Origin of the sequence: Nocardia sp. NBC_01377, from assembly GCF_045040005.1 — a bacterium.
Lineage (GTDB): Bacteria > Actinomycetota > Actinomycetes > Mycobacteriales > Mycobacteriaceae > Nocardia > Nocardia noduli.
Genome location: NZ_CP109566.1, coordinates 581,857 through 601,270 on the forward strand (window position 1 = coordinate 581,857; position 19,414 = coordinate 601,270).

Below are 19,414 nucleotides of genomic sequence, written 5' to 3' on the forward strand. Positions count from 1 at the left end.
ATGCGGTGAAGAAGTCCCGTGAATTCCCGAAAAGTGATGAAAGACAGGAACTTTCCCACTTTTACAGGAGATGGAACGTGGATAACTCCGCATCCGAGTCGCGGAATCTCATCAGTCTGAAAACGGCAGCTGCACTGATCGACGTCGACTCGAAGACGATTCGGAATTGGATCGCATCAGGCGATATCGCCGGGTACCGGATTAACGGACGTCTGCTCCGGGTCGAGCGCTCCGAACTGCTGGCGCTGGTGCGTCCGGCGGAACTGACCACGGGCGGTGTGAAGTGAGCACCCCCACGGAGCGCACGTTGCAGGCCAAGATCGCCGCTCACGAGTCGTGGTCACGCACACCGGACCGCGCAGCACGGACCGCGAAGGCGCGTGACGCACTGCTGAGCAAGTTCGATCGTTTGGTCGATCCGGATGGACTGCTCAGCCCGGAGGAGCGCGCGTACCGCGCGGAACAGGCCCGGAAGGCGCATTACACACGGTTGGCGCTGAAATCGGCTCAGGCACGTCGTCGTCGGACGCGTGCCGAAGGTGGTGATCTGTGATGCGCGCCAAGACTTTCGGATTCGCGCTTGCCGCAGTCGCGGTGGGCTATCTGGTGTTGACCGCGCCGGGCGTTGTCGGTTTCACGGTGATGCTGCTGGGTGCGATCGCTTTCTGGCGTGCTTCGCGTCGGTGGGGAGTCCGGCGATGAGCGCGCAGTTCAGGTCGGAGCCACCCGCGCATCACAGCTACACCGTCACTGGGTACGACCGCGGTCGCGGTGTCGGGCACAGCGCGTTGACGTCGATGACCGGTCCCGAGTTCACCGGGGTCGGTGCGGTGTACGCCCCGCTCGGCGCCCTGCCGGTCGGCCCCCGTCTGATCGTGTTGGCGGTGTTGGTCGTGATCGGCATGGGTGGTTGCACCGCGGCGTGGGTCGATTACAAGCACGACACCCCGTCGGTGGACGTGTGCCGCTCGGTCGATTCCGGGGTGCCACCGGAGCCGGTGGGTTCGTGCGTTCCGCGTGAGCAGTTGCCGCAGGTGGTGACGCGATGAGCGCCGAGGACGAGCGTCGCCGCGCACGTGCGGAGTTGGAGGCGGAGTTCCAGCGTCTGGACACCGTCTTCGAGGTGTTGGCCGACATGCAGGACGCGGCCTTCGCTGTCGCATGGTCGAAGGACTTGCGTGGTGTCGGGTTCGAGAACTCGCGTCATGCCCAGGCTTTCGCGTCGTTGCGGCCGGTCCACGTCGAGCGGTCGGAGGTGCGGGACCGACTGCTGGATTACCAGTTCACCCCCGAGCGGGCCGCCCAGATCCGCGCTCGCGTCGCCGAACGACAGCGTGAGCGCGAAGCCGCACGGCAGCGTCCGGGGCGGTCGCGATGAGCAGGTTCCTGGATCCGGAAGGTAAGCGGTTCGGTGTTCCGACGTGGCCGTGGCGGTTGGCGCCGCAGCATCTGCGGACCCGCCGCCAGCTCGCCAACGACGGCCGCCGTCCCGCCAGTGAGCGTGAGGGCCAGGTGCTGCGTTCGCGTGGTGGTGATCGGGGTCCGTTGCGTGCCGACCTCTACGACGCGGAATCGGCTGTGCCCAAACGGGAACCGACCGAAGCGCAGTTGGAGGCACTCAAGCTGGCGCGGTGGCAGCGGTCGGTGAACGCGGCCGAGCGCCGCGGGATCGATACCGCCGAGATGCGCGAGGTGATCTTGCAGGCCCGCGCCGATATCGCCGCCCGCCGCGCCAATCGTCGCGATCAGCGCCCCGAGCAGGGAAGGGAGCGAAGCAGATGAACCACAAGACGAAGAACCCGCCACGGTTAGATCGGTGGGCGGTGCTGGAGTTCGAGCACCGTGACCAGATCATCGCCGGACTGCGCAACTGCGGGCTGTCGTATCGGGATATCGCGGGACTGTTGGGGATTCGTGCCCGTCAGGTCGAAGCCGTCCTCGGTGAGGTCGCCGCGTTGCACGGTCGCGAAACCAGTCAGGTCGAGATCGGTCGCCGCGTCGGACTGCCCCGCACGACGGTGCAGGACCTGTTGCGTAAGGAGCGGGCGCCGCGGTCGACACCGCGTAAGACGATGGTGTTGCGCGGGACGTCGGAGATGCACGCGATGCAGCTCGACGTGTTGGGCTGGTTTCTGGGCATGGAACGCAACCATGTCTACGAACTGACTCAGCGCCTCCTCGCAGAGGGGCACATCAAGCCTCTCGAAGATGTGTTGTCGGGTCAGAAGTGGGTGATCCCGACTCGGGGCACGGCGTCGAAGTATCTGGGGTGGCGGACCGCGGACTGGATGCCGCCGAACGGGTTGGCCGAGCACTACCGCGCGGTGGCCCAGGCGCGGATCATGCTCGTCGGCTCGGACCCGGACTTGTTTGTGTCCGAGCGGATCTTGCGGCATCGGATCGGCAAGACCGCCGGTGGTAAGCGCGGCGCGGAGTTCGAGGTGTCGACCGGTCGTGACCCGAAGATGGGCCACCCGCACGTGCACGACGGCCGATTCCTCGGCGTGGTGGACGGTTTGCGCGGGTGGTGGGCGCTGGAAGTGGAGTTGTCCCGCAAGGACCCCGAGTACATGGATATCGCCTTGCGGGGTGCGATCCGTGCGGCCCGCGACAGCGTGACCGAGTCCATGGTCGGGGTGCTGTATCTGTGCCGTTCGGCCAAGGTCGCAGACAACGTCACCGCCGCTTCCGAACGCCTTCCGCAAGCCGAATTCGCGCGCCTGTCACTGGATTTGGTGATCCGCGATTTCGATCTGGAGTGGTCGAAATGGCTGCGCGACTACAACACCCGCCGCGACGCGGCCAAGGCCGCGAGCCCGAACCGGCGTCGCCGCACTCTCGTTCATCTCACCCAGGAAGCCGAAGCATCATGAGCAACCCGCACTGCAAGCCCATCATCACCCCCACCGACTGCACGCCCTACGGCAGCGCCCCCGAACCCGATCCGGCGATGGTGGCGCCGGTCGATCCGGCCGCACCGCCCCCGGCGATCACCCCGCAGGCCCCGCCGATCAAAGGCGTCGAAGGCTGGGACATGCCGAGCATTGATCTGGCCGCGGCCGGCCATGTCGTCACCACCGCGACCGTGTGCGGGGTCGTCGTGGTCGGCATGCTGGTGATGATCCTCGCCATTGCCGCGGCGTGGCTGCCACCGGCGCGGCTGCGGAACTTCGCCATCGCGTCGCTGCTGCTGCCCGCCATGTCCGCGCTCGCCGGTGGTTCCTGGTCGGTACCCGCCTCCCTCTTGTGGTCCGGCGCAGCCCGGATCACCGCCGGTGACCTCGCCGGACTGCGCCAGATGCTGATCCTCGGCGCCCCGGTCGCCGCACTGCTGGCCACCTATTACTGGGCGCAGTTCGTACACAAGACCAACACTGTCGGGTTGAAGTCGCTGGAGCGCACCGAACGGGTGAAGGACGCCATCCACGCCCGCCGGTTCGCCAGCGCCGCCCGGGCCGCGCGGGCCGGTGCCCCCACGACCACCGGCCAGGGGATCGTTTTAGGCCGGTTGGCGAAGACGACCACGGCCAAGACCACGAGTTTGTTGCAGGAGTTGACCGCGCGGCACGAGGACTGGCTGGTGATTCCGCACAAGCAGGCGCGGCGTCATCTCGCGCTCGTCTCCACGACCGGTGGCGGTAAAACGGAGCTGATCAAGCGGTATTTCGTGGGGATGCTCGAATACGAGTGGACCGCGTGGCAGCAGTGGAAGACCGTGCCCGGGATGCGGAACAAGCATCCGCGCCCGTTGATGGTGGTGATCTCGTGCAAGGGCGGCGCCGACGACTTGGCCCTGGGCGTCGAAGTTCGTGATCTGGCTCGCCGTATGGGTATCGAGTCGAATCGGATCGCCACTGTCGCCCCCGGTGGTGACCGGCTGGAGCTGTTCAAGACCTTGACCGCCCGCGATATGCGCGGGGTGGTGGGGGAGATGCTCAACGCCGGTGCGGCCACGACCGCGGAGGGGCAGCATTTCGACGAGATGCGCCGCCGAATCGTGTCGTTGGTGACCGGCGCCCCGGGCGGTCCGCCGCGCTCTTCAACAGAGTTCCTGGAACGGCTCAACGCGGACAAACTCCTCGATCTGTGGGGCGGCGCCCCGGATGTGAAACGCATGATCGACGCGTTGCAGGCCGAGAAGGTCCCCCAGATCGATGACGCCCTGATCAAAGCCACCAACCTGTTCGACCTGCTTCAGGACCAGAACGGGGCGATGGTCTTCGACGGCGGCAAAGACCTCGATGACCTCGATGTCTTGTATGTGACCGTCCCGGGGTTGGACAAGGACGCCGCCCGCGCTCAGGTCGCCGCGATCCTGCGCATGGTGATGCAGAAAGCGGGCCGCACGGCCAAGGACAAGCGGCGTTCGGTCAGCGTGATCATCGATGAAGCGTCCGCGACGACCACGGACTCGGGTGCGTTGAACCTGGTCGACGTATGCGAGCGGGGCCGCTCCCAAGGCATCGCACTCGCGTTCGCGGCCCAGTCCCAAGAAGGTCTGGCCCTGGACAAGTGGCGGTTGAACAGGCTGCTCAAGGCGTGCGCTGGCGGGCTGATCCTCGGCTACAACGAGAACGCCGGTGACCTGTGCGAACACCTCGGCACCGTCCGGTTCATGCTGCCGTCACGGCATCTGATCAAGGGCCAACGCACCGGCGACGAAGGCCAGGTCTCGGTAGGAGACCGGTGGTTGGTCGACCCGGACCGGCTCCGCGAACTGCACACCGGCCAGTTCGTCTACGCCCGCGCCCGCCGCGCCGACTGGGGCCAGGTCGTGCAGGTCACCCCGGACCGGATGCGCCCGATGCCGGGCACACCCGCCCACACCGCCACGAAGACCAGCACCGGCAAGAAGCCCGTCGCGGCCGACCCGAAGGCCGCGGGCAGCGCCGCCTGAGCCGCACCACTTTCCCCTATCTCTGTATTCGATTGTGAGGCAACGACTATGCGTATCAAACCACCCAATCCCCGCGACGACGGCGACGATGACGACCGGCTCCCGACAGACCCGAGCGTGATCGGGGAAATGCTCGGTGACGATTTCGAGGACTATCTGGCCCACGTCCTCGAAGGTGTGCCGCCGCTGGATGGTGAAGCCCCGCCCTATGTTCCGCCGTCGCGGTCGCGTCGCCCGATCGGACCGAAACGCCCCGCCCTGCACCTGGTCCCGAACGACGACGACCACGACGCCGATCGGGACGCCGCCGCCGCACTGGACCCCGAAGCCGCAATCGAAGCGGGCCGGTCCGCGCGAACACAGATGATGCGCCGCGCCGCGGGCGGCTCCGCTCTCGTGGCTCTGGCCGCAGCGCTCGCGTGCTGGGGCGAATCGGTCGTGGTGACCGGTCCGATGGCCGTCTACGGGACGGGCTGGGTCGGTTACCTGTGGTGGAACGCCGCCCTGCGCCCCAGCTTCCCCGACGCCGTAGCCACCGTCTCCGACGGAATCGGGCGGGGCGTGTCCGGTGCTTTCGCCACCCTCACCAGCAAATCCGACCGCCCCGAAACCAGCGCCGCCACCACGCGCAGTGAGGCCGCGAAAACGGCCGTTTCGGTCGAGGAGGTGAACAAGCCCGACATCGACAGCCAGTGAAAAACACTGCCCAACAACATATCTCCGCATATCCGCATTCTTGAGAGGAATTCTGTTCAATGTCCGATCGCAGTACCGAAGACGAGATCCGCGCCGAGTTCAGCCAGTTCGCCCACGCCCTGCCGCACCTGCTGCGCCTGCTCGCCCAATCGGGTACCTGGTTGGAGCGTCGCCGTATCCGCAAGCAGATCAGTGTGTCGTTGCGCGAGCAGCGCCGCGCCGAGGAAACCTCCCGCACCCATCACCTGTCCTACACGCAGCAGATGGTCGACCGATACCGCGGCCACGCCCTGGCCGTGACCGAACGCGCCACCGATCCGAGCGTGGATCACGAACGCCGCTACCGCGACCACCAAGCCCTGACCGAACACGCCAACAATCTGCGTCACCGCATCGCGGTCAACGACCGGCTCACGGTCACCGAACGCGGTATCGCCCTGGACGGACTGGACGCGGCAACGACGTTCCCGCGGTTCGAACCAGGCCGGTTGTTCAAGAACGCGCACAAGGTGCGCGGGATCGAGGCGCTGAAATACCGGGCGCAAGTCGCCCGCGTACTCGGCGCCGACACCTACACCCAGCAACTGCAACCCCAACGACAGCAGCAGCAACCCTCGGCGGCCCAGCAGCACGCACGGGCAGAGCAGTCCAGCCCCGCGGTTCCGACCAGCGTCCGGGATACCGAGCGGCAGCAGGGCAGGATCGATACGGGAGCGACGTGGGAGACCACCGTCCGCTACCACCGCCCCGAGAGCGTCGGCCCGGACACGGTGTCGGTCGAACGGGGTTGGCACCGCGACGGCATCGAATCGATGCAGTGGGCGGCCGACACGGTCGAGGGATTGCAGATCAAGTCCGGTACCCAGGTATCGGCCGCGGCATGGAACAACGGGCAGCCCGTACCGGAATACATCGCCGCCGGTAGCCCGGACGAGGTCCGCGAGCAGCTGGCCGACGGACTCACCGAAATGCGTCAGATCCAAACCGCGCGTGCCGACGTTGTCGAACAGCCGAGCACGCCGCCTCCCGACCCCACGACCAGAGACCAGAAAGGCGAGGCCGAGGTCGAACCGGATCGGTTGGCCGCGGTCGAACAGCAGCTCGCCGACCTCCAAGCCGACCGGGACCGGCTCGGTTCCCGCGTGCAGATGCTGCAACGTGGTCTGGACGCGGTCACCGGTGAGCGTGACGAGATCCGGCGCCGTTTCGATACCGCCGAAGCCCAGGTAGCGGCGCTCAAGACCCGTAACCAGCGCCTCGCCGCCGAGATCGGCGAAGTCCGCGACCGCACCACCGGCCCGCAACTATCGCCCGGAGTAGCCGAGCACGTGCGCCACATCGAAGGCGAACGCGACCAGGCACGGCGCGAACGCGACCGATACAAGGCCGAACGGGACGAAGCGGTGCGCAAACTCGCTCGATCCACCCCGGAGCCGGAGCGGTTCGGTAGCCGCGAACGTATCCAGGACCAGGGCCAGGAGCGTAGGCGTCCCGAGGATATCCAGCAGTCTCTTCAGGAGGCAGTGGCCGAGTGGAACCAGGTGGTAGGCCAGAACATGGCCGAATCGCTCGCTGACATTCCGGATCACCCCGAGATCGCCGAACGTGATCTGGGGCAGGTGGATTGGGGGCGGTTCACCGACGGCTCCGACAGTGCCGACGAGCTGGCGCGGTGGTGGGCGGCCGAAGGCGCCGAGCAGTACTGGGCGGCCCACGACGCCGCCCAGGCCCGCCAGCCCGAGCACACCCAAGGGTGGCAGCCCGAGCAGGAAGCGCCGGGGTCGGAGCGTAACGGGCACCGCCGCAACGGGATCGAACGGAGCCGCTGATCATGTATTCCGAGCACGAAGATCACATGCGCGCCGATTACGACACCGCGTATCGGCTCGAAGGTGAGTTGTTCGAGGTCCGCGACCGGGCCGAGATCGCCCGTATCGGTGGTGAGCGAGAGCAGATCGCGCAGCGTTGGGCCGATGGTCCGCACGCCGAGCAGTGGGGCTATCTGGAACAGGCGCATCGTGATTGGCGGTGGACGCCGAACGCGATGCGCCGGTTCGTGGAGGGTGACGAGTTCAACCGTGCGCGGGCCGGGTCGGAGCTGACCGACGTGCAGCTGCGCAGCCAGGAACAGGCCCGCCGATTGACCGGCAACGACCGGCCGCGTCAGCGTCCGCAGCGTGGGCGGTGACGGTGATGCATTCCGAGCACGAAGACCACATGCGCGCCGAGTACGAGACCTTCTACCGGCTCGGCCGCGACATGTTCGAGGTCGGTAGCGAGGCCGAGATCGACCGCATCGATCAGCAGCGCGGACAGATCGCACGCAGGTGGGAGGACGGCCCGCACGCCGAGCACTGGGCGTACCTCGAAGATTGCGAGCACGACTGGCAGCGCTCGCCGGACACGATGGCCCGGTTCATGGACAACGTCGCGTTCAACCGCGAACACCAGACCGGGTTGGCGGAGCTGACTGATGTGCAGTTGCGCAGCCAGGAACAGGCGCGGGCGTTGACCGGCAACGACCGGCCCCGCCCGCGTCAGCGTCCGCAGCGGGGGCGGTGAAACGGGTCATGGAGCATCGCCATGAGCAGGGCCGCTCGTATGAGATCGTCACCGATGCCCTCACTCGGAAGATGGGTCCGCCGCGGTACCCGCGCTCACCCGAGCAGTGGACCAACTATCTGTGCCCGGTCCATGAGGACGACGGACAGCACCACAACCCCTCTCTTGGGGTCCGCTACGACGCCGCCCAGGAACGCACGATTGTGCGCTGCTGGGCCAGGTGCGACGACGAAGAAGTCGTGGCACGCATCGGGTTACGGGTGCGGGACATGTTCGACCGCCTTCCCGAACGCGCCCGGAACAACACCAACACCGGCAGGAACAACACCCGTACCAGCACGACAACATCCAACGGTTCTGCTCGCCGGTCCTTCGGGACCGGCGGGCGGTCCGCCCGCCCGCAATCGGCGGGGCAGAAGTCGGCGGGGCAGGTCGTGTCCCCGGTGGAGAAAGCCATCCTTGCCGCCCATTTTCCGATCCTGTCCAAGCCGGATCTGGGAGTGCAGACAGGTCGTCCGGAGACGGTGGATTCCTACATCTACCGCTGGCCCAATGGTCGGGTCGAGGGTGCGGTGCATCGAGTGCGGACCCCGCACGAGCACGGCTACGCCAAGTCCTTCTGGCAGGCGCATTGGACTGGGAGCGAGTGGGAGCGCACGGGTTTCGCGCCGATCCCGTGGAAGCTCGCAGACATCCGCGAAGCACTCGACACCGGCCGCGAGATCTATGTCTGCGAGGGCGAGAAGGACGTTCAACGCGCCAACCAGGCCGGGCAGATCGCGACCTGCAACGCGATGGGCGCCGGTTCCTGGACTCCCGAGCACGCCCGCTGGTTGGCCGGGGCCGCGCGGGTGATCGTGGTCGCCGACCGCGACCGCCCCGGATACCGCCACGCCGCCAAGGTCGCCGATTCCCTGGCCGAGCGGGTGGGGGAGGTGCGGGTGGTCCAGGCCCGTGACGGCAAGGACCTCTCCGACCATTTCGACGCCGGATACGACCTCGCCGATCTGGAACCCGTCAAGTACCTGGATCGGCCGTCCCAGGCCCGGTTTCGGTCCGCGCCCGTGAACCGCGGGCAGTCCCGTCAGCGCAGCCGCTGACCACGTCGACCACCACCGAAGGAGAGCACCGATGAACCACAACACCGAACCGGACCCGGATATGACCGGGGACGCCGACAGCTCGATCGGCGCGGAAGTTCTCGCCGAACGTGCCCGCCAGGACGCCCGTTGGGGTGTGCAGGACCATGCGGACGGCACCGGCGGCAAAGCCGCACACGACCAAGTCCGTGTGATGCGGGCGCAGTGCGACGATGCCGCCCGCAATGGCCGGTTGACCTTCCGTCACATCCTCTCCGAGGAGGTCGCCGAAGCCTTCGCCGAGACCGACCCGACCAAACTCCGCACCGAGTTGGTGCAGGTCGCCGCCATCGCACAGGCATGGATCGCGAAACTCGACCGCCAGACGAGGCCGCGAACAGACCTGCCGCACCACACCACGCCCAACCACACCGATATCGCCGACCGCGCCCGTGTCCTGTTGTCCCTCTACCGCAGCGCTGTCACCGCCGACAACAACCCCGATCTGGCCTATCCGGACTGGCCTGCCGATCAGCCGTATCCGCCGAGCCGTGAAATCGAGACCGAGACCGATTTCTATACCTACCTCGCCGAACACCGCGCCACGCTCGGCAGCGATCCGGAGTTCCGCGGCGCCTACATGGCGCTGGACAGCATGGCCGCGGAAGGGCTGGACATCACCGACGCGCGCACCTACACCGGCGACCCCGAAACCGAGCGCGAGCGTTCGGCGCCGGTCGACCGCGGGCAGTCCCGCACCCGAAGCCGTTGAGGAGGCATCCGCTCATGAACTCGATCACTGAGCCCGACAGCCAGGAAGGCTCGCGCGCCGTGACCACCACCCCGTACACCCCTGACGCGCCGCGTGCGCATGCCAGCGCGCCGACGCCTGTGAAGCCGCCCCGGACGTGGCCAGTGCTGCTGTTGGCGCTTCCGGCGTTCGTCGCGATCTGGTCCGGCTGGGTCGGCCTGGGTGAACTCACCGGCTTCGGACCCGTCCACCCGTTGCCTGGGATTGCGGACGGATTCAGTGTGAATACCGCGATCACGCTGCCGATCGGCATGGAAACCTATGCCTCCTACGCCCTCTACGTGTGGTTGTCCGGGCGGATTCATTCCGATCGAACCCGGGCGTATGCGAAGTGGTCGGCGTTCGGCAGCCTCGGGTTGGGTGCGGTCGGGCAGGTCGCCTATCACTTGATGGAAGCGGCCGAGATCGTTGCGGCGCCGTGGCCGGTGACGGTCGGGGTGGCGTGCCTGCCGGTCGTGGTACTCGGCATGGGTGCGGCGTTGGCGCACATGATCGCGCGCGAGCACCACACCAGCGCGCCGACGCGCACCACCGATGAGGCGCAGCGCGCCGACGCCGACCCCACGCCCGATGATGCCGACCTGACGCCTACCGACGCTGATCCGACGCTGCACGACGACGCCGACCCTGAACCGGTGCACGCGGTGTCGGTGCGCGCTGATCACCCCGAACCTGTCATCGAAACGCCTGCGGTGGCGCTGGGTGATCGGTGGGACAACATCGCCGCGCGTGTGTGCGCCACCGACATCGGCGGGCGCCGAGACCCGCACAAGGTCGCCACGATCCTGCGACTTCGCCACGAGCAGGGCTGGGCACTGGCCCGCGTCGCCGAGGAGGTCGGACAGTCCACCTCCGCGGTCACCCGTACTCTCACCGCCGCTCGCAGCCTCAGCGATCTCGAAACGGAGGCCATGAAATGAGCGGGGAGACCATGAGGCCGCGTCGCGGCGGGTGTTCCGCACGCCGCGAAATGGCAGGGCGAGCAAGGCATTCGGCAATCGGGCCGCAGTCGGCAACATCAGACATCGCGGTGGTTGGCCAGCGATACTTCTTGGGTATGACCACCGCGCCGTACCGGACAGGCACGGCGATGTTCAGTGAAGGAGGAGCTGAACCAATGCTCGGAAACAGATTCCAGCCCGGACGACGCTACTTTTGGGGATGGCTCGTATTCGGCTGCATCGGCCTTGCTGCTGGCGGTGCGATTCACGCCTATACGGGGGAGCCCACGCAACTCCCTCGCTGGGCTGCTGCGTCGGTAGGGACGATACCGGCGGTGTTCGTGTACCTCCTTGCCCGTGCTGCCCTCCTCGCTGACCAACTCCAGGTGAGACCTTGGTATCGTCAACTGTTCGTCGGGTTCTCCGTCGTGCTCATCGGGCTCGCGTTCGTCATGATGGCCGGACCGCTGACGAGTCTCGGCGGAGGCGATCTGAACAGCTGGAGCCTGCCGATTCTGATCTACCTGGCCATCATCAACGGACTCTTCGGCTTGCTCGCCATTGCGAGCCCAGCCGTCGCCGAGTAGTCGCGACAAGTCACCCACCTTCAGCCCCGATCAGCGCCCGGGACCCTGGGACCTGAACACTCCAGAACGCCGAATCGATAGGCCCGCCAGGCATCCGCCCGGCGGGCCTATCTGCATGTTCGGGGCATTTCCTGCCGGGACAGCGCCGGGACTCTGCCGGGATAGTGCCGGGACTCTGCCGGGATTTTCAAGTCCCGGCACTATCCCGGCACGTTTCGCTCAAACTCCGTTTGAGCAGGGTGTTTTGCGCCGTCTGCTGCCTTGCCCGGCCGACACTCTCTAGCGCTTCGCTGTTTCTAGAGAGTGTCGGCCGGGCAAGGCAGCAGACAACACAAAACACAAAGAGACAAAGACAAGAGATGACCAGAAGGGGGGAGGGAGACCGCAAGAAGAAGAGATGACCACAAGGGGGAGGGTTGGGAGCGTGGGCGCGTCGGGTGGGGAGAGTCGCGTATAGGGCACGCGGGTCCAGGGGATAGGCAGGATCGGGTGGGGCGTGTGCGGGAAAGCGGTGGGAGAAGAGATGACCACAAGAGGAGGGTCGGTGGGAGCCGGGAGCGAGTAGTGCCGCGTAGGCGTCCAGTGGATTGATGCCTACGCGCTGAAAGGGTGCGTGCATCGCCGTGAGGTAGTTGAGGAATAGGCGTCAGTTCGGGCCGATTAGTTGATGCGTACGCATCAATTGTGATTGATGAGTAGTCGTCAATCTAGTGCCGCGTAAGTGGCTCCGATCAGACCACATTTTGATGAAAACTGCTGGTAGACAGTAGTTTTCGATGGTAAAATTGAGTTCTAGGCATCAAACTGGGGAGGTTGTTCGATGAGTAGATTCGCAGGGTCGGTCGTGGTGGCGATTGAGTCGACATGGGCCGCGATCCGCGCCGAAAACCCCGAGGTTCCCGATGTGGTGGTGACCATGGCGTCAGGGTCGATCGGTTCGCCGCGCGGGCTGCGGCTGGGGCATTTCGGCGCGGACCGGTGGGTGCGAGGCACGGATTGGATGCCGGAATTGTTCGTCGGCGGGGAAGGTTTCGCGTTCGGTGCCCGTGAGGTGTTCGGCACGCTGCTGCACGAGGCCGCCCACGGGATCGCGAAGACACGGGCTGTGCAGGACGTCAGCCGTGGCGGTGCCTACCATAACGGCCGGTACAAGAAGATCGCCGAGGAACTCGGACTGACCGTGACGCGCCAGGCCAACCGCGGTTGGTCGGAAACCGTGCTGCCCGACGCGACGGCGAAGCGCTACCGCCGCCAAATCGATGGCCTGTCCAAGGTGTTGATTGCGCACCGACGAAGCGAGCACGAACCGCCTCCGGGGGCACCGACTGGCGGGGAGGCAAACGACGAGGGGACCGGAGACGGCGACAAGGAACACGCGCCTCGCAACGGGCACGTGCTGGTGTGCGGCTGCGATCCGGTCCGCCGTATCCGGGCCGCGCAACGAGCGCTCAAGGTGGGGCCGATCCTATGCGGGGTGTGCACCCAGGCGTTCACGGTTACAGAACCCGAGGATTGATTCATAGACATCAACGCTGGATGATGCCTATGAATCAAGATTGACACGGCTGTGCCGTGCGTCGCCATACTGACGTCATCTCGCCGTTTGGACGGCTCAACCGTTCATCCACCTTCACGATGAACCCTGCATTTCGCAGCCCGCAGGAGTACCTACCCGAACCGGCGCGGCTCCCGTGGGTACTACACGTTTACCGACGAACACGGGGGCGCAACATGCGACTCCGAGTAGTTGATCGGCTTCGGTGTCAAACGAAAATTGCGATCGGCATCACAGTTAGGCAGTGACCGTCAACTGTAGCAGCGAAATCAGTATTCAAAATTGACCCGGAGTAGCTGGAACTTTCTCCGGCAAATTGCTTATCACCCGCTTCGGAAAGCAAGTCAAGCATGTGATCAAGAAATCCGCTTTCAATTCGATTGAGAAGTTTATTTCGCGCAAGGATCGGTACGTCCTTCTCGACTTTGGAGATAACCTTTGCCAGCACCGTGAAACTCCCATCGAGGAGCCTATCTGCATCGCGCGTAATAAAATGCTCAGTTTCGCAAACGACGATCACGGTTAGTTTGTCTAAGCTCGCGTAGTATTCTTTTGTGTGGTCACCTCTGAAATCGGCGCGCAAAGCGGAAGTCAATGTTCCAACCAGGCTGGCGCGATCGGCTGCCTTTGCCTCGCTGAGTTGACGAACTTTGGCAAATTCGCTCAGATCCGCATGCTCGCCTATCTCGTTCAGACTATCGGTGCCCTCCTTCAAGATCATGTATCGGGCGATTTCTGAAGTCAGTGTCGGCGTTGCAATATCGAGAATGGCATTAACTTCATTTGCTGCGAACTTGGCGGTAAACTGAACAATCGCGCCAATTGGCATATCTTCTGTATCGGCGAGTTTGTCCAGAGTGCGAATGAGGGCGCGCTCTCGAAGCGCCCGGCGGACGCCGTCCAGGTAGAAAGATTGAGAATAGACAAATTTCTTTCTATCTGCCGTTGCAATCTCGTCAGATTGGAGCTGCTCTTTTATCAAAGCCGGTACGGCAGTCGATGCGTTGCGGTTTTGTCGGTCAACGGTCGTACCAATAGCATCGCTCGTGCCTTCGCGATCCGTTGTCGCTCGTTTTGAGCTTGTTTCGGATGCTTCGAGCAGGCCTTCCTCTTGTAGTTCTTGAAGCATTCCCGAAACGAAATCGGAATTCTGATAGAGGACAACCGTCGGAAAATTTGAATGCGATTCGGGGGCCATATCCGATCCCTTGCTAGTCTCGAATTGTATTTATGTAGTTATGAGATCATATCTAAATGAGCTGAAATTACTCTCCTTCGACCCCTTTTGTCTGAGCGGCTTTGTCTACCGCAGTTTGGTTCTGTCGACCGGGATTCCAGAAGCCTCAATTTCGTTTGCCAGGGTCATCTTCCAGCCACCACCGTAATCCAGCCGTATATGTACCATTCCGTTTGTGTCGGAGGGGCGCTCGACACCTTCCTCGTACAGCAGCGCCACATTCTTTCGCCCAATCGCACCGAAGAAGAATCCCAGTTCAAAGATGACATTCTGTCGCGCGCGGGATTTCAAAGGAGAATCGGGCTCGGAACGCACTCGAGCTTCATCGTCAGCAGTGGCAAGCGCAATCGCATATGCAGCTTGAGATGCAGATTGCTCGAACTTCTCAATTAGTGTCTGACCAGCTGATACTTCTTCTTGAAGAATGACAGGCTCATTGCCTGTCAGGTGCGACACAACCCTCGCCACTTCGTGTTTTAGGGCCGCATTGTGGCCGTGAATCAAAAATATCGTTCCCCCAACTCCTTTTGCGTCTGTAGGCAAGCTAGGCACCTCTCCTGTGAGCTCCACTTCGCGTTTGACGGCCTTCAGTATTGCGAGCGTTTCTTTTATTCCGTTATTTTTTGCATTTCGAAAGGCGGTGTCTTCGCCCCCGGAACCAAGTGCAATTGCTCGTGGTCTAAATTTCACCATCATATAGGCTTTATATTGCGGATGAGCGTCGCCTACCGTCAGGCGAATTGCTACTTCCACGAGTGGACGCCATGTGCTCACGTCGAGAGGTGTTGGAGACTCGATGTCCTCGATGCGCTCCTGTAGCAGCGCGATCTTTTGCTCTGTGTCCACCGGCGAGAGAATACACGAGCTGTAGGTCAACCAGAGGATCGGGATGCGGTCGGTTGAGAAGGTGTGGGTTGCTTAGCTGGGCCGACCATTGCTCCAGATAATCTTGGACGGAGCGTGACCGCTACCGGGTGACCTCGCGCCATGACCTGTATGCATGCTATCTATAGTCGAATGAGCGATGATATTGAATCTGCTGGTAGTTCTGACCCGCACATGACTGTGTGGGGTCGGCTCGAAGAGCAGAGGAAGTGGTACGCAGCGAAGAGTCGTAAGGCGCGCGGTATGTATCTGCGTGTGAAACTCGGGCAGATTGTTGTCGGCGCCGGTGTGCCAGTGCTGGCAGGTGTCGGGGCGCCCGCGCTAGTTACCGCGACAATCGCGGCCTCAGTTGTGGTTGCGGAGGGCGCTCAGCAACTGTTCCAGTGGCATGTTAATTGGCTGTCCTATCGCGCTACGGCAGAAGAGTTGAAGCGTGAGAGTTTCCTTTATCTTGCCGAGGCAGACCCGTATTCTGGAGCAGATCGACATAAGGTCCTGGCGTTGCGAATGGAAGCCGTGATTCGGCGGGAAAACGACGAGTGGTCGGTTCAGTCGAAGAACCCTCAGCCGCAATCGAATTTGGACGCCTGATCTGTGCTTTCGGCGCACCGGCAGCGAGGCAGACGACGAGAGGCCCGGAGGCGGCGCCAGGGAACACGCGCCTCGCAACGGGAGCGTGCTGGGGTGCGCTTGCGATCCGGTCCGTCGTTACCTGGGCCGCGCAACGCTCGCTCAAGGTGGGGCTAACCCGAGCCGGGGGCCGTCGGCGCGCAGGCGTTCGCAGTCATCAACCCCGAGGAGTGAGGCATAGGCATCAACACACAGTGATGCCTAGGAATCAAGATTGCGGCGGCTGTACTGTGCGCCGCCACACTGATGTCATCCCGCCGTGCGAACGGGCTCGAGTCGACCGCTCGTCCACCTTCACGATGAATCCTGCATTGCGCAGCCGTATCAGCATCGGCCCGAAATGGCGCGGCTCCCGCAGTTCCGGCCATCCGTTGGCGCGCATCGCGCGGTGGATATCGGCGTTCACGAATTCGTGGCGCGCCGGAAGATTGAGGATGATGTCCGTCGCCGCAGCCAGGTACTCCTGCGGTTCGGAGTTGGTCGTCGGCTCGAGTTGATCGGTCATCGTGGTACCCCCGGCCATTCCGAACGCCCCGCCGCTGAAGGTGCCAGCGGTCATAGCGGCTCTCAATCAAAGTATGGCTACCGCCGCGCCGAGAAGTCCGCCTCACGGGGTCGCGTCGGAAGTATTCCGTTGAATCAAGATCGAAGCTTCTCCGGATAAGGTCGAATGTCGGAAATGGAGAAACTTATACGGCCAAAATTGATGACTAGGCATCACAAACCGTAGATCGAGGCTGTTTGAGTCGACAGCAGGGAAGTGCTCACAGCAAAGGTGCGATAAAGGTAGGATTGTGGGCATGAGTACGCGAAAGGTCAGTCTGACCCTGCCCGAGGAGTTGGTGACGCGCGCGGAGAAGGCGGTCAGGGACGGGCAAGCCCGTTCGGTCAGCGCCTACATCGCCGCGGCGGCAGGCTCTGGTGAGGCCCGCGCGACGGTGGATGAGGTGATCGCGCGGTGGCGTGCCGAGAACGGCGAGCCGACCGCCGCCGAGTTGGCCGCGGCTGAGGCCCGCACGCGAGCGCTGTTCGACCGCGCCGACCGCGGGCACCGTGCCCACGGCGCCGCGTGAGGCCGACCGCCGCCGGGACCATCCTCGATGCGTCCGTGCTTGTCGCGTTGCGCCGCAGCATCTTCGCGCAGACGGTAGTTCAGTTCAGCGTGCGTGAGCACCGCCCGCTGGTGATCCCGGCCACGAGTCTGTACGTGGCTGTCCTGGCTGGTGCCGATCCGGCGGATTTCGATGCCCACGGGTACACGGTGATTCCGTTCAGTCAGGCGATCGTGCCGGGCGTCGCCCTGGTCGCCCAAGGCGCCACCGCACCCATAGCGCCGGATGTCGCGCATGTCGTGTGGGAGGCGCAGGTGACGGGGTATCCGGTGCTGACCGACACCCCCGCCGCGTATGAGCATGTGAACGCGCCGATCGACCTGGAAGTCCTCTGACCGGCAGTCTGAAGAGTCCGTTTGAAGACCACTAAACTTTCGTGTCGACGCTCGCGAGTACGCTGGAAGTTTCGAGGTCGGCACAGCGTACAAGCGGATTGACCTTGTAAGCGAGAGTTGGTCAGTTTGACCTCTCGGCCGTCTCCCTGCTCCGAAGCATCTTCGCGATGGGCGGTGGGCGATGTGGACGGTTGGCTTAACGCCAAGTTCACACCCCTCGGGCGTCGATGAAAATAGCTGTGCAAGTCCACCGTCGGCTGAAATGATCATTGGATGTCAAGTAGGAACCGGCTGCGCTTTGCCTTCACGATCAGGGAAGGGCAGCACGCGGGGTGGACGTCTGGTTCGTGGAGGGTGTGGGTCAACAAGGAGGACACCTACATCGCCGCTGCGAGTATTGGTGGGATCTGGAAGGCGTCGCTTCATGGTGACGTCGCATGGCGTATCGCGCAGACGAGCGAAAATGCGCGGTCGGAGAACCCGATCATCGACCCGAGTATCGGGCGCAATCTGTGGGAGTTCGATCCGGTCCCGTTCGAAGACGGCGGACGTATGGCCTTCGCGATAGCCCCGTTGCGAGCGTCGTATCTGCCGCGCGAGATCGATACGAAAGACGTGCATATCGCAGTTGAGGATCGATGGGACCAGATCGCGGTTGCCTACGTCTGGATGACGGAGCCGGGCATCGATTTCGACGCTGATAGGCGGGTGGGCGGACCACTGACGTTGACTAGCGGCCGTCGGGTATGGGTCTCAGCGGGGACGGAGCAAGTGGACCAGTTGGAGGAGTACGACATCGTGGGTTCGATGATTGAGCCAACGATTCCCGGCAAGCACGACGTAGCGGCACCAGGGTTCGTAGTGAGAGGGCTGCGATGGGGATAGGTGCGGCTACGTTGAGCGCATCTCGGTATCTGCGGTGCGGGGAGGGGCAATCTCCAGCGGCGCGACAGCAATGTATTTTATTGGAATGGTCCTGTCCGACCTGCATACCTCCAGGTCAGGACACCGTTCGGAGTGTTTGATCTCATAATCCATTGGTCGCGGGTTCGAGCCCCGCCCGCCCCACAAACACCCGCTGAACAGCGGGTTTTTGTTTTTCTGGAGAGGTTTCGATCTAGAACAGCGCTCCGTCACCAATAGATTTTGCGAGAATCTGCGGGCACCAGAAGTGTGACCGCCGCAGTTATGCGGTTCGTGACGGTAGACGACTGTTCGGTGGTCGAATTGATCAACGGCGATTTACTGCTTCGAGACTGAAAATTCTTCCGGCAGAGACATTTTCGGGAATCTGTGGCTGGTCGCTCGGCTTCCGAGCTGAAGCGCTGACCTGGGGTTGGTATCGTCGTCCGCTCTGGCTGGCCGGACGGTGCCGCAATTGTGAGATTCGGCGAGGACTCCGATGCTGCATGCTGCTGTAGTCGGCGGGAGATACCTGTGGGTGTCGACGTTCGAGATCTCCGGGGACCGGTGGGCGCAGCGTGGCTCATTCTTGGCAACTCGCGAACGCCTGCAGGTGGAGGTATCTCACCAGCCTCGGCCATGGCTGGAAGTCGTGGTGTTATCCAGTGATTGAGCAGGTGTATGCAAGGCTCTCGAATGTCACGCGCCGCACCGTCGATGACGGTTCGAGTAACATTTGCGACCCGCTGGCGATCTTTCAGACAACATCGATTCAGGAGGTTTCGAAATGTTCTCTGCGAAGCGATTCGCCGCAGGCGCTGTCGTCGTTGCCGCAACCGCTGCCTCTGTGCTCGCTGGTGGCGGTGTGGCGCAGGCCGACGTACCGGTGTGGCAGGCGAACTGCCACCTCTACAACGTCTTCAATACCGGGGGGATGGCGAATTGTGAGTTGCCGACCTGGCATCAGGTGAAACTCACGTGCGTCGCGTGGCCTGTCCCGTTCGTCTACTGGAAGTACGGGCCCGCGCAGTACGGCCAGAATCAGTCGTGGGCCAGTTGCGATTCGTTCAATGCGTTGGTGCAGATCGAGGTTGTCCAGGCGTAGGTCGCGCTCGGGGCCGGATGTCACCACCGATTCGGTGGACGGAATCGACACCGTGTACCTCCGGAACACAGGTGCTTCC

At 63.7% G+C, this 19,414-nt stretch carries 25 protein-coding genes; 22 read left to right on the forward strand and 3 right to left on the reverse strand.

What is annotated here, in order from left to right:
• Positions 1-5 precede the first annotated feature (5 nt).
• The 17 genes from OG225_RS02625 to OG225_RS02705 all read left to right on the forward strand — a co-directional run bounded on the left by OG225_RS02625 (position 6) and on the right by OG225_RS02705 (position 13,089).
• On the forward strand, positions 6-287 hold the full coding sequence (locus tag OG225_RS02625; protein ID WP_405180246.1) for a helix-turn-helix domain-containing protein: 282 nt from the start codon (positions 6-8) through the stop codon (positions 285-287).
• Entirely contained in the window at positions 284-553 is a 270-nt protein-coding gene (locus OG225_RS02630; protein WP_405180247.1) for a hypothetical protein, read from the forward strand. Before OG225_RS02625 ends, OG225_RS02630 begins: the two co-directional genes overlap by 4 nt.
• On the forward strand, positions 553-702 hold the full coding sequence (locus OG225_RS02635) for a hypothetical protein (RefSeq protein ID WP_405180248.1): 150 nt from the start codon (positions 553-555) through the stop codon (positions 700-702). Before OG225_RS02630 ends, OG225_RS02635 begins: the two co-directional genes overlap by 1 nt.
• The gene (locus OG225_RS02640) at positions 699-1,049 is read left to right on the forward strand and encodes a hypothetical protein (protein WP_405180249.1); all 351 of its coding nucleotides are present in this window, start codon (positions 699-701) and stop codon (positions 1,047-1,049) included. Before OG225_RS02635 ends, OG225_RS02640 begins: the two co-directional genes overlap by 4 nt.
• Entirely contained in the window at positions 1,046-1,378 is a 333-nt protein-coding gene (locus OG225_RS02645) for a hypothetical protein (RefSeq protein WP_405180250.1), read from the forward strand. Before OG225_RS02640 ends, OG225_RS02645 begins: the two co-directional genes overlap by 4 nt.
• A complete protein-coding gene (locus OG225_RS02650; RefSeq protein WP_405180251.1) occupies positions 1,375-1,782 on the forward strand; it encodes a hypothetical protein in 408 nt (135 codons plus the stop codon). Before OG225_RS02645 ends, OG225_RS02650 begins: the two co-directional genes overlap by 4 nt.
• Positions 1,779-2,873, forward strand: a complete 1,095-nt coding sequence (locus tag OG225_RS02655) for a hypothetical protein (RefSeq protein WP_405180252.1) — start codon at positions 1,779-1,781, stop codon at positions 2,871-2,873. Before OG225_RS02650 ends, OG225_RS02655 begins: the two co-directional genes overlap by 4 nt.
• Positions 2,870-4,897, forward strand: coding sequence for a hypothetical protein (locus OG225_RS02660; protein ID WP_405180253.1), 2,028 nt, complete (start codon positions 2,870-2,872; stop codon positions 4,895-4,897). The genes OG225_RS02655 and OG225_RS02660 overlap by 4 nt, the downstream gene beginning before the upstream one ends.
• Positions 4,898-4,945: 48 nt before the next feature.
• Entirely contained in the window at positions 4,946-5,593 is a 648-nt protein-coding gene (locus OG225_RS02665; RefSeq protein WP_405180254.1) for a hypothetical protein, read from the forward strand.
• A 59-nt stretch (positions 5,594-5,652) separates the two neighbouring features.
• On the forward strand, positions 5,653-7,422 hold the full coding sequence (locus OG225_RS02670) for a hypothetical protein (RefSeq protein ID WP_405180255.1): 1,770 nt from the start codon (positions 5,653-5,655) through the stop codon (positions 7,420-7,422).
• A 2-nt stretch (positions 7,423-7,424) separates the two neighbouring features.
• Positions 7,425-7,781, forward strand: coding sequence for a hypothetical protein (locus OG225_RS02675; protein WP_405180256.1), 357 nt, complete (start codon positions 7,425-7,427; stop codon positions 7,779-7,781).
• 5 nt (positions 7,782-7,786) lie between these two features.
• On the forward strand, positions 7,787-8,155 hold the full coding sequence (locus OG225_RS02680) for a hypothetical protein (RefSeq protein ID WP_405180257.1): 369 nt from the start codon (positions 7,787-7,789) through the stop codon (positions 8,153-8,155).
• An 8-nt stretch (positions 8,156-8,163) separates the two neighbouring features.
• Complete coding sequence (locus OG225_RS02685) at positions 8,164-9,255, forward strand: toprim domain-containing protein (RefSeq protein WP_405180258.1); 1,092 nt, start codon at positions 8,164-8,166, stop codon at positions 9,253-9,255.
• A gap of 31 nt (positions 9,256-9,286) precedes the next feature.
• Positions 9,287-10,006 carry a hypothetical protein gene (locus OG225_RS02690; RefSeq protein ID WP_405180259.1) on the forward strand — a complete coding sequence of 240 codons (720 nt, stop codon included), beginning with the start codon at positions 9,287-9,289 and terminating at the stop codon, positions 10,004-10,006.
• A 14-nt stretch (positions 10,007-10,020) separates the two neighbouring features.
• Complete coding sequence (locus OG225_RS02695; protein ID WP_405180260.1) at positions 10,021-10,965, forward strand: hypothetical protein; 945 nt, start codon at positions 10,021-10,023, stop codon at positions 10,963-10,965.
• Between the two features lie 137 nt (positions 10,966-11,102).
• A complete protein-coding gene (locus OG225_RS02700) occupies positions 11,103-11,573 on the forward strand; it encodes a hypothetical protein (RefSeq protein ID WP_405180261.1) in 471 nt (156 codons plus the stop codon).
• Positions 11,574-12,480: 907 nt separating this feature from the next.
• Positions 12,481-13,089, forward strand: a complete 609-nt coding sequence (locus OG225_RS02705) for a hypothetical protein (protein WP_405180262.1) — start codon at positions 12,481-12,483, stop codon at positions 13,087-13,089.
• 247 nt (positions 13,090-13,336) lie between these two features.
• On the opposite strand, the gene OG225_RS02710 is transcribed toward OG225_RS02705, so the two are convergent.
• Both OG225_RS02710 and OG225_RS02715 read right to left on the reverse strand, forming a co-directional pair.
• A complete protein-coding gene (locus OG225_RS02710) occupies positions 13,337-14,326 on the reverse strand; it encodes a hypothetical protein (protein WP_405180263.1) in 990 nt (329 codons plus the stop codon).
• Between the two features lie 105 nt (positions 14,327-14,431).
• Positions 14,432-15,211 (reverse strand): TIR domain-containing protein, encoded by a 780-nt coding sequence (locus tag OG225_RS02715; protein WP_405180264.1) that lies wholly within the window; start codon positions 15,209-15,211, stop codon positions 14,432-14,434.
• 171 nt (positions 15,212-15,382) lie between these two features.
• On the opposite strand from OG225_RS02715, the gene OG225_RS02720 reads away from it, so the two are divergent.
• On the forward strand, positions 15,383-15,841 hold the full coding sequence (locus tag OG225_RS02720) for a DUF4231 domain-containing protein (RefSeq protein ID WP_405180265.1): 459 nt from the start codon (positions 15,383-15,385) through the stop codon (positions 15,839-15,841).
• Between the two features lie 247 nt (positions 15,842-16,088).
• Here OG225_RS02720 and OG225_RS02725 read toward each other — a convergent pair whose 3' ends face one another.
• Entirely contained in the window at positions 16,089-16,439 is a 351-nt protein-coding gene (locus OG225_RS02725; RefSeq protein WP_405180266.1) for a hypothetical protein, read from the reverse strand.
• A gap of 241 nt (positions 16,440-16,680) precedes the next feature.
• Between OG225_RS02725 and OG225_RS02730 the strand changes: the two genes are divergently transcribed.
• From OG225_RS02730 to OG225_RS02745, 4 genes are all read left to right on the forward strand, one after another.
• Positions 16,681-16,953: a hypothetical protein gene (locus OG225_RS02730; protein WP_405180267.1), complete on the forward strand. Its 273-nt coding sequence runs from the start codon at positions 16,681-16,683 to the stop codon at positions 16,951-16,953.
• Positions 16,950-17,327 (forward strand): hypothetical protein, encoded by a 378-nt coding sequence (locus OG225_RS02735; protein ID WP_405180268.1) that lies wholly within the window; start codon positions 16,950-16,952, stop codon positions 17,325-17,327. Before OG225_RS02730 ends, OG225_RS02735 begins: the two co-directional genes overlap by 4 nt.
• A gap of 354 nt (positions 17,328-17,681) precedes the next feature.
• Positions 17,682-18,212, forward strand: a complete 531-nt coding sequence (locus OG225_RS02740; protein WP_405180269.1) for a hypothetical protein — start codon at positions 17,682-17,684, stop codon at positions 18,210-18,212.
• Positions 18,213-19,017: 805 nt separating this feature from the next.
• A complete protein-coding gene (locus OG225_RS02745; protein WP_405180270.1) occupies positions 19,018-19,335 on the forward strand; it encodes a hypothetical protein in 318 nt (105 codons plus the stop codon).
• Positions 19,336-19,414: the final 79 nt, after the last annotated feature.

Bases quoted from the DNA above. Each gene is read 5' to 3' on its own strand.
- OG225_RS02635 (WP_405180248.1), top strand. From the start codon at position 553: ATGCGCGCCAAGACTTTCGGATTCGCGCTTGCCGCAGTCGCGGTGGGC.
- OG225_RS02640 (WP_405180249.1), top strand. From the start codon at position 699: ATGAGCGCGCAGTTCAGGTCGGAGCCACCCGCGCATCACAGCTACACC.
- OG225_RS02645 (WP_405180250.1), top strand. From the start codon at position 1,046: ATGAGCGCCGAGGACGAGCGTCGCCGCGCACGTGCGGAGTTGGAGGCG.
- OG225_RS02650 (WP_405180251.1), top strand. From the start codon at position 1,375: ATGAGCAGGTTCCTGGATCCGGAAGGTAAGCGGTTCGGTGTTCCGACG.
- OG225_RS02655 (WP_405180252.1), top strand. From the start codon at position 1,779: ATGAACCACAAGACGAAGAACCCGCCACGGTTAGATCGGTGGGCGGTG.
- OG225_RS02660 (WP_405180253.1), top strand. From the start codon at position 2,870: ATGAGCAACCCGCACTGCAAGCCCATCATCACCCCCACCGACTGCACG.
- OG225_RS02665 (WP_405180254.1), top strand. From the start codon at position 4,946: ATGCGTATCAAACCACCCAATCCCCGCGACGACGGCGACGATGACGAC.
- OG225_RS02670 (WP_405180255.1), top strand. From the start codon at position 5,653: ATGTCCGATCGCAGTACCGAAGACGAGATCCGCGCCGAGTTCAGCCAG.
- OG225_RS02675 (WP_405180256.1), top strand. From the start codon at position 7,425: ATGTATTCCGAGCACGAAGATCACATGCGCGCCGATTACGACACCGCG.
- OG225_RS02680 (WP_405180257.1), top strand. From the start codon at position 7,787: ATGCATTCCGAGCACGAAGACCACATGCGCGCCGAGTACGAGACCTTC.
- OG225_RS02685 (WP_405180258.1), top strand. From the start codon at position 8,164: ATGGAGCATCGCCATGAGCAGGGCCGCTCGTATGAGATCGTCACCGAT.
- OG225_RS02690 (WP_405180259.1), top strand. From the start codon at position 9,287: ATGAACCACAACACCGAACCGGACCCGGATATGACCGGGGACGCCGAC.
- OG225_RS02695 (WP_405180260.1), top strand. From the start codon at position 10,021: ATGAACTCGATCACTGAGCCCGACAGCCAGGAAGGCTCGCGCGCCGTG.
- OG225_RS02700 (WP_405180261.1), top strand. From the start codon at position 11,103: ATGACCACCGCGCCGTACCGGACAGGCACGGCGATGTTCAGTGAAGGA.
- OG225_RS02710 (WP_405180263.1), bottom strand. From the start codon at position 14,326: ATGGCCCCCGAATCGCATTCAAATTTTCCGACGGTTGTCCTCTATCAG.
- OG225_RS02720 (WP_405180265.1), top strand. From the start codon at position 15,383: ATGAGCGATGATATTGAATCTGCTGGTAGTTCTGACCCGCACATGACT.
- OG225_RS02725 (WP_405180266.1), bottom strand. From the start codon at position 16,439: ATGACCGCTGGCACCTTCAGCGGCGGGGCGTTCGGAATGGCCGGGGGT.
- OG225_RS02730 (WP_405180267.1), top strand. From the start codon at position 16,681: ATGAGTACGCGAAAGGTCAGTCTGACCCTGCCCGAGGAGTTGGTGACG.
- OG225_RS02745 (WP_405180270.1), top strand. From the start codon at position 19,018: ATGTTCTCTGCGAAGCGATTCGCCGCAGGCGCTGTCGTCGTTGCCGCA.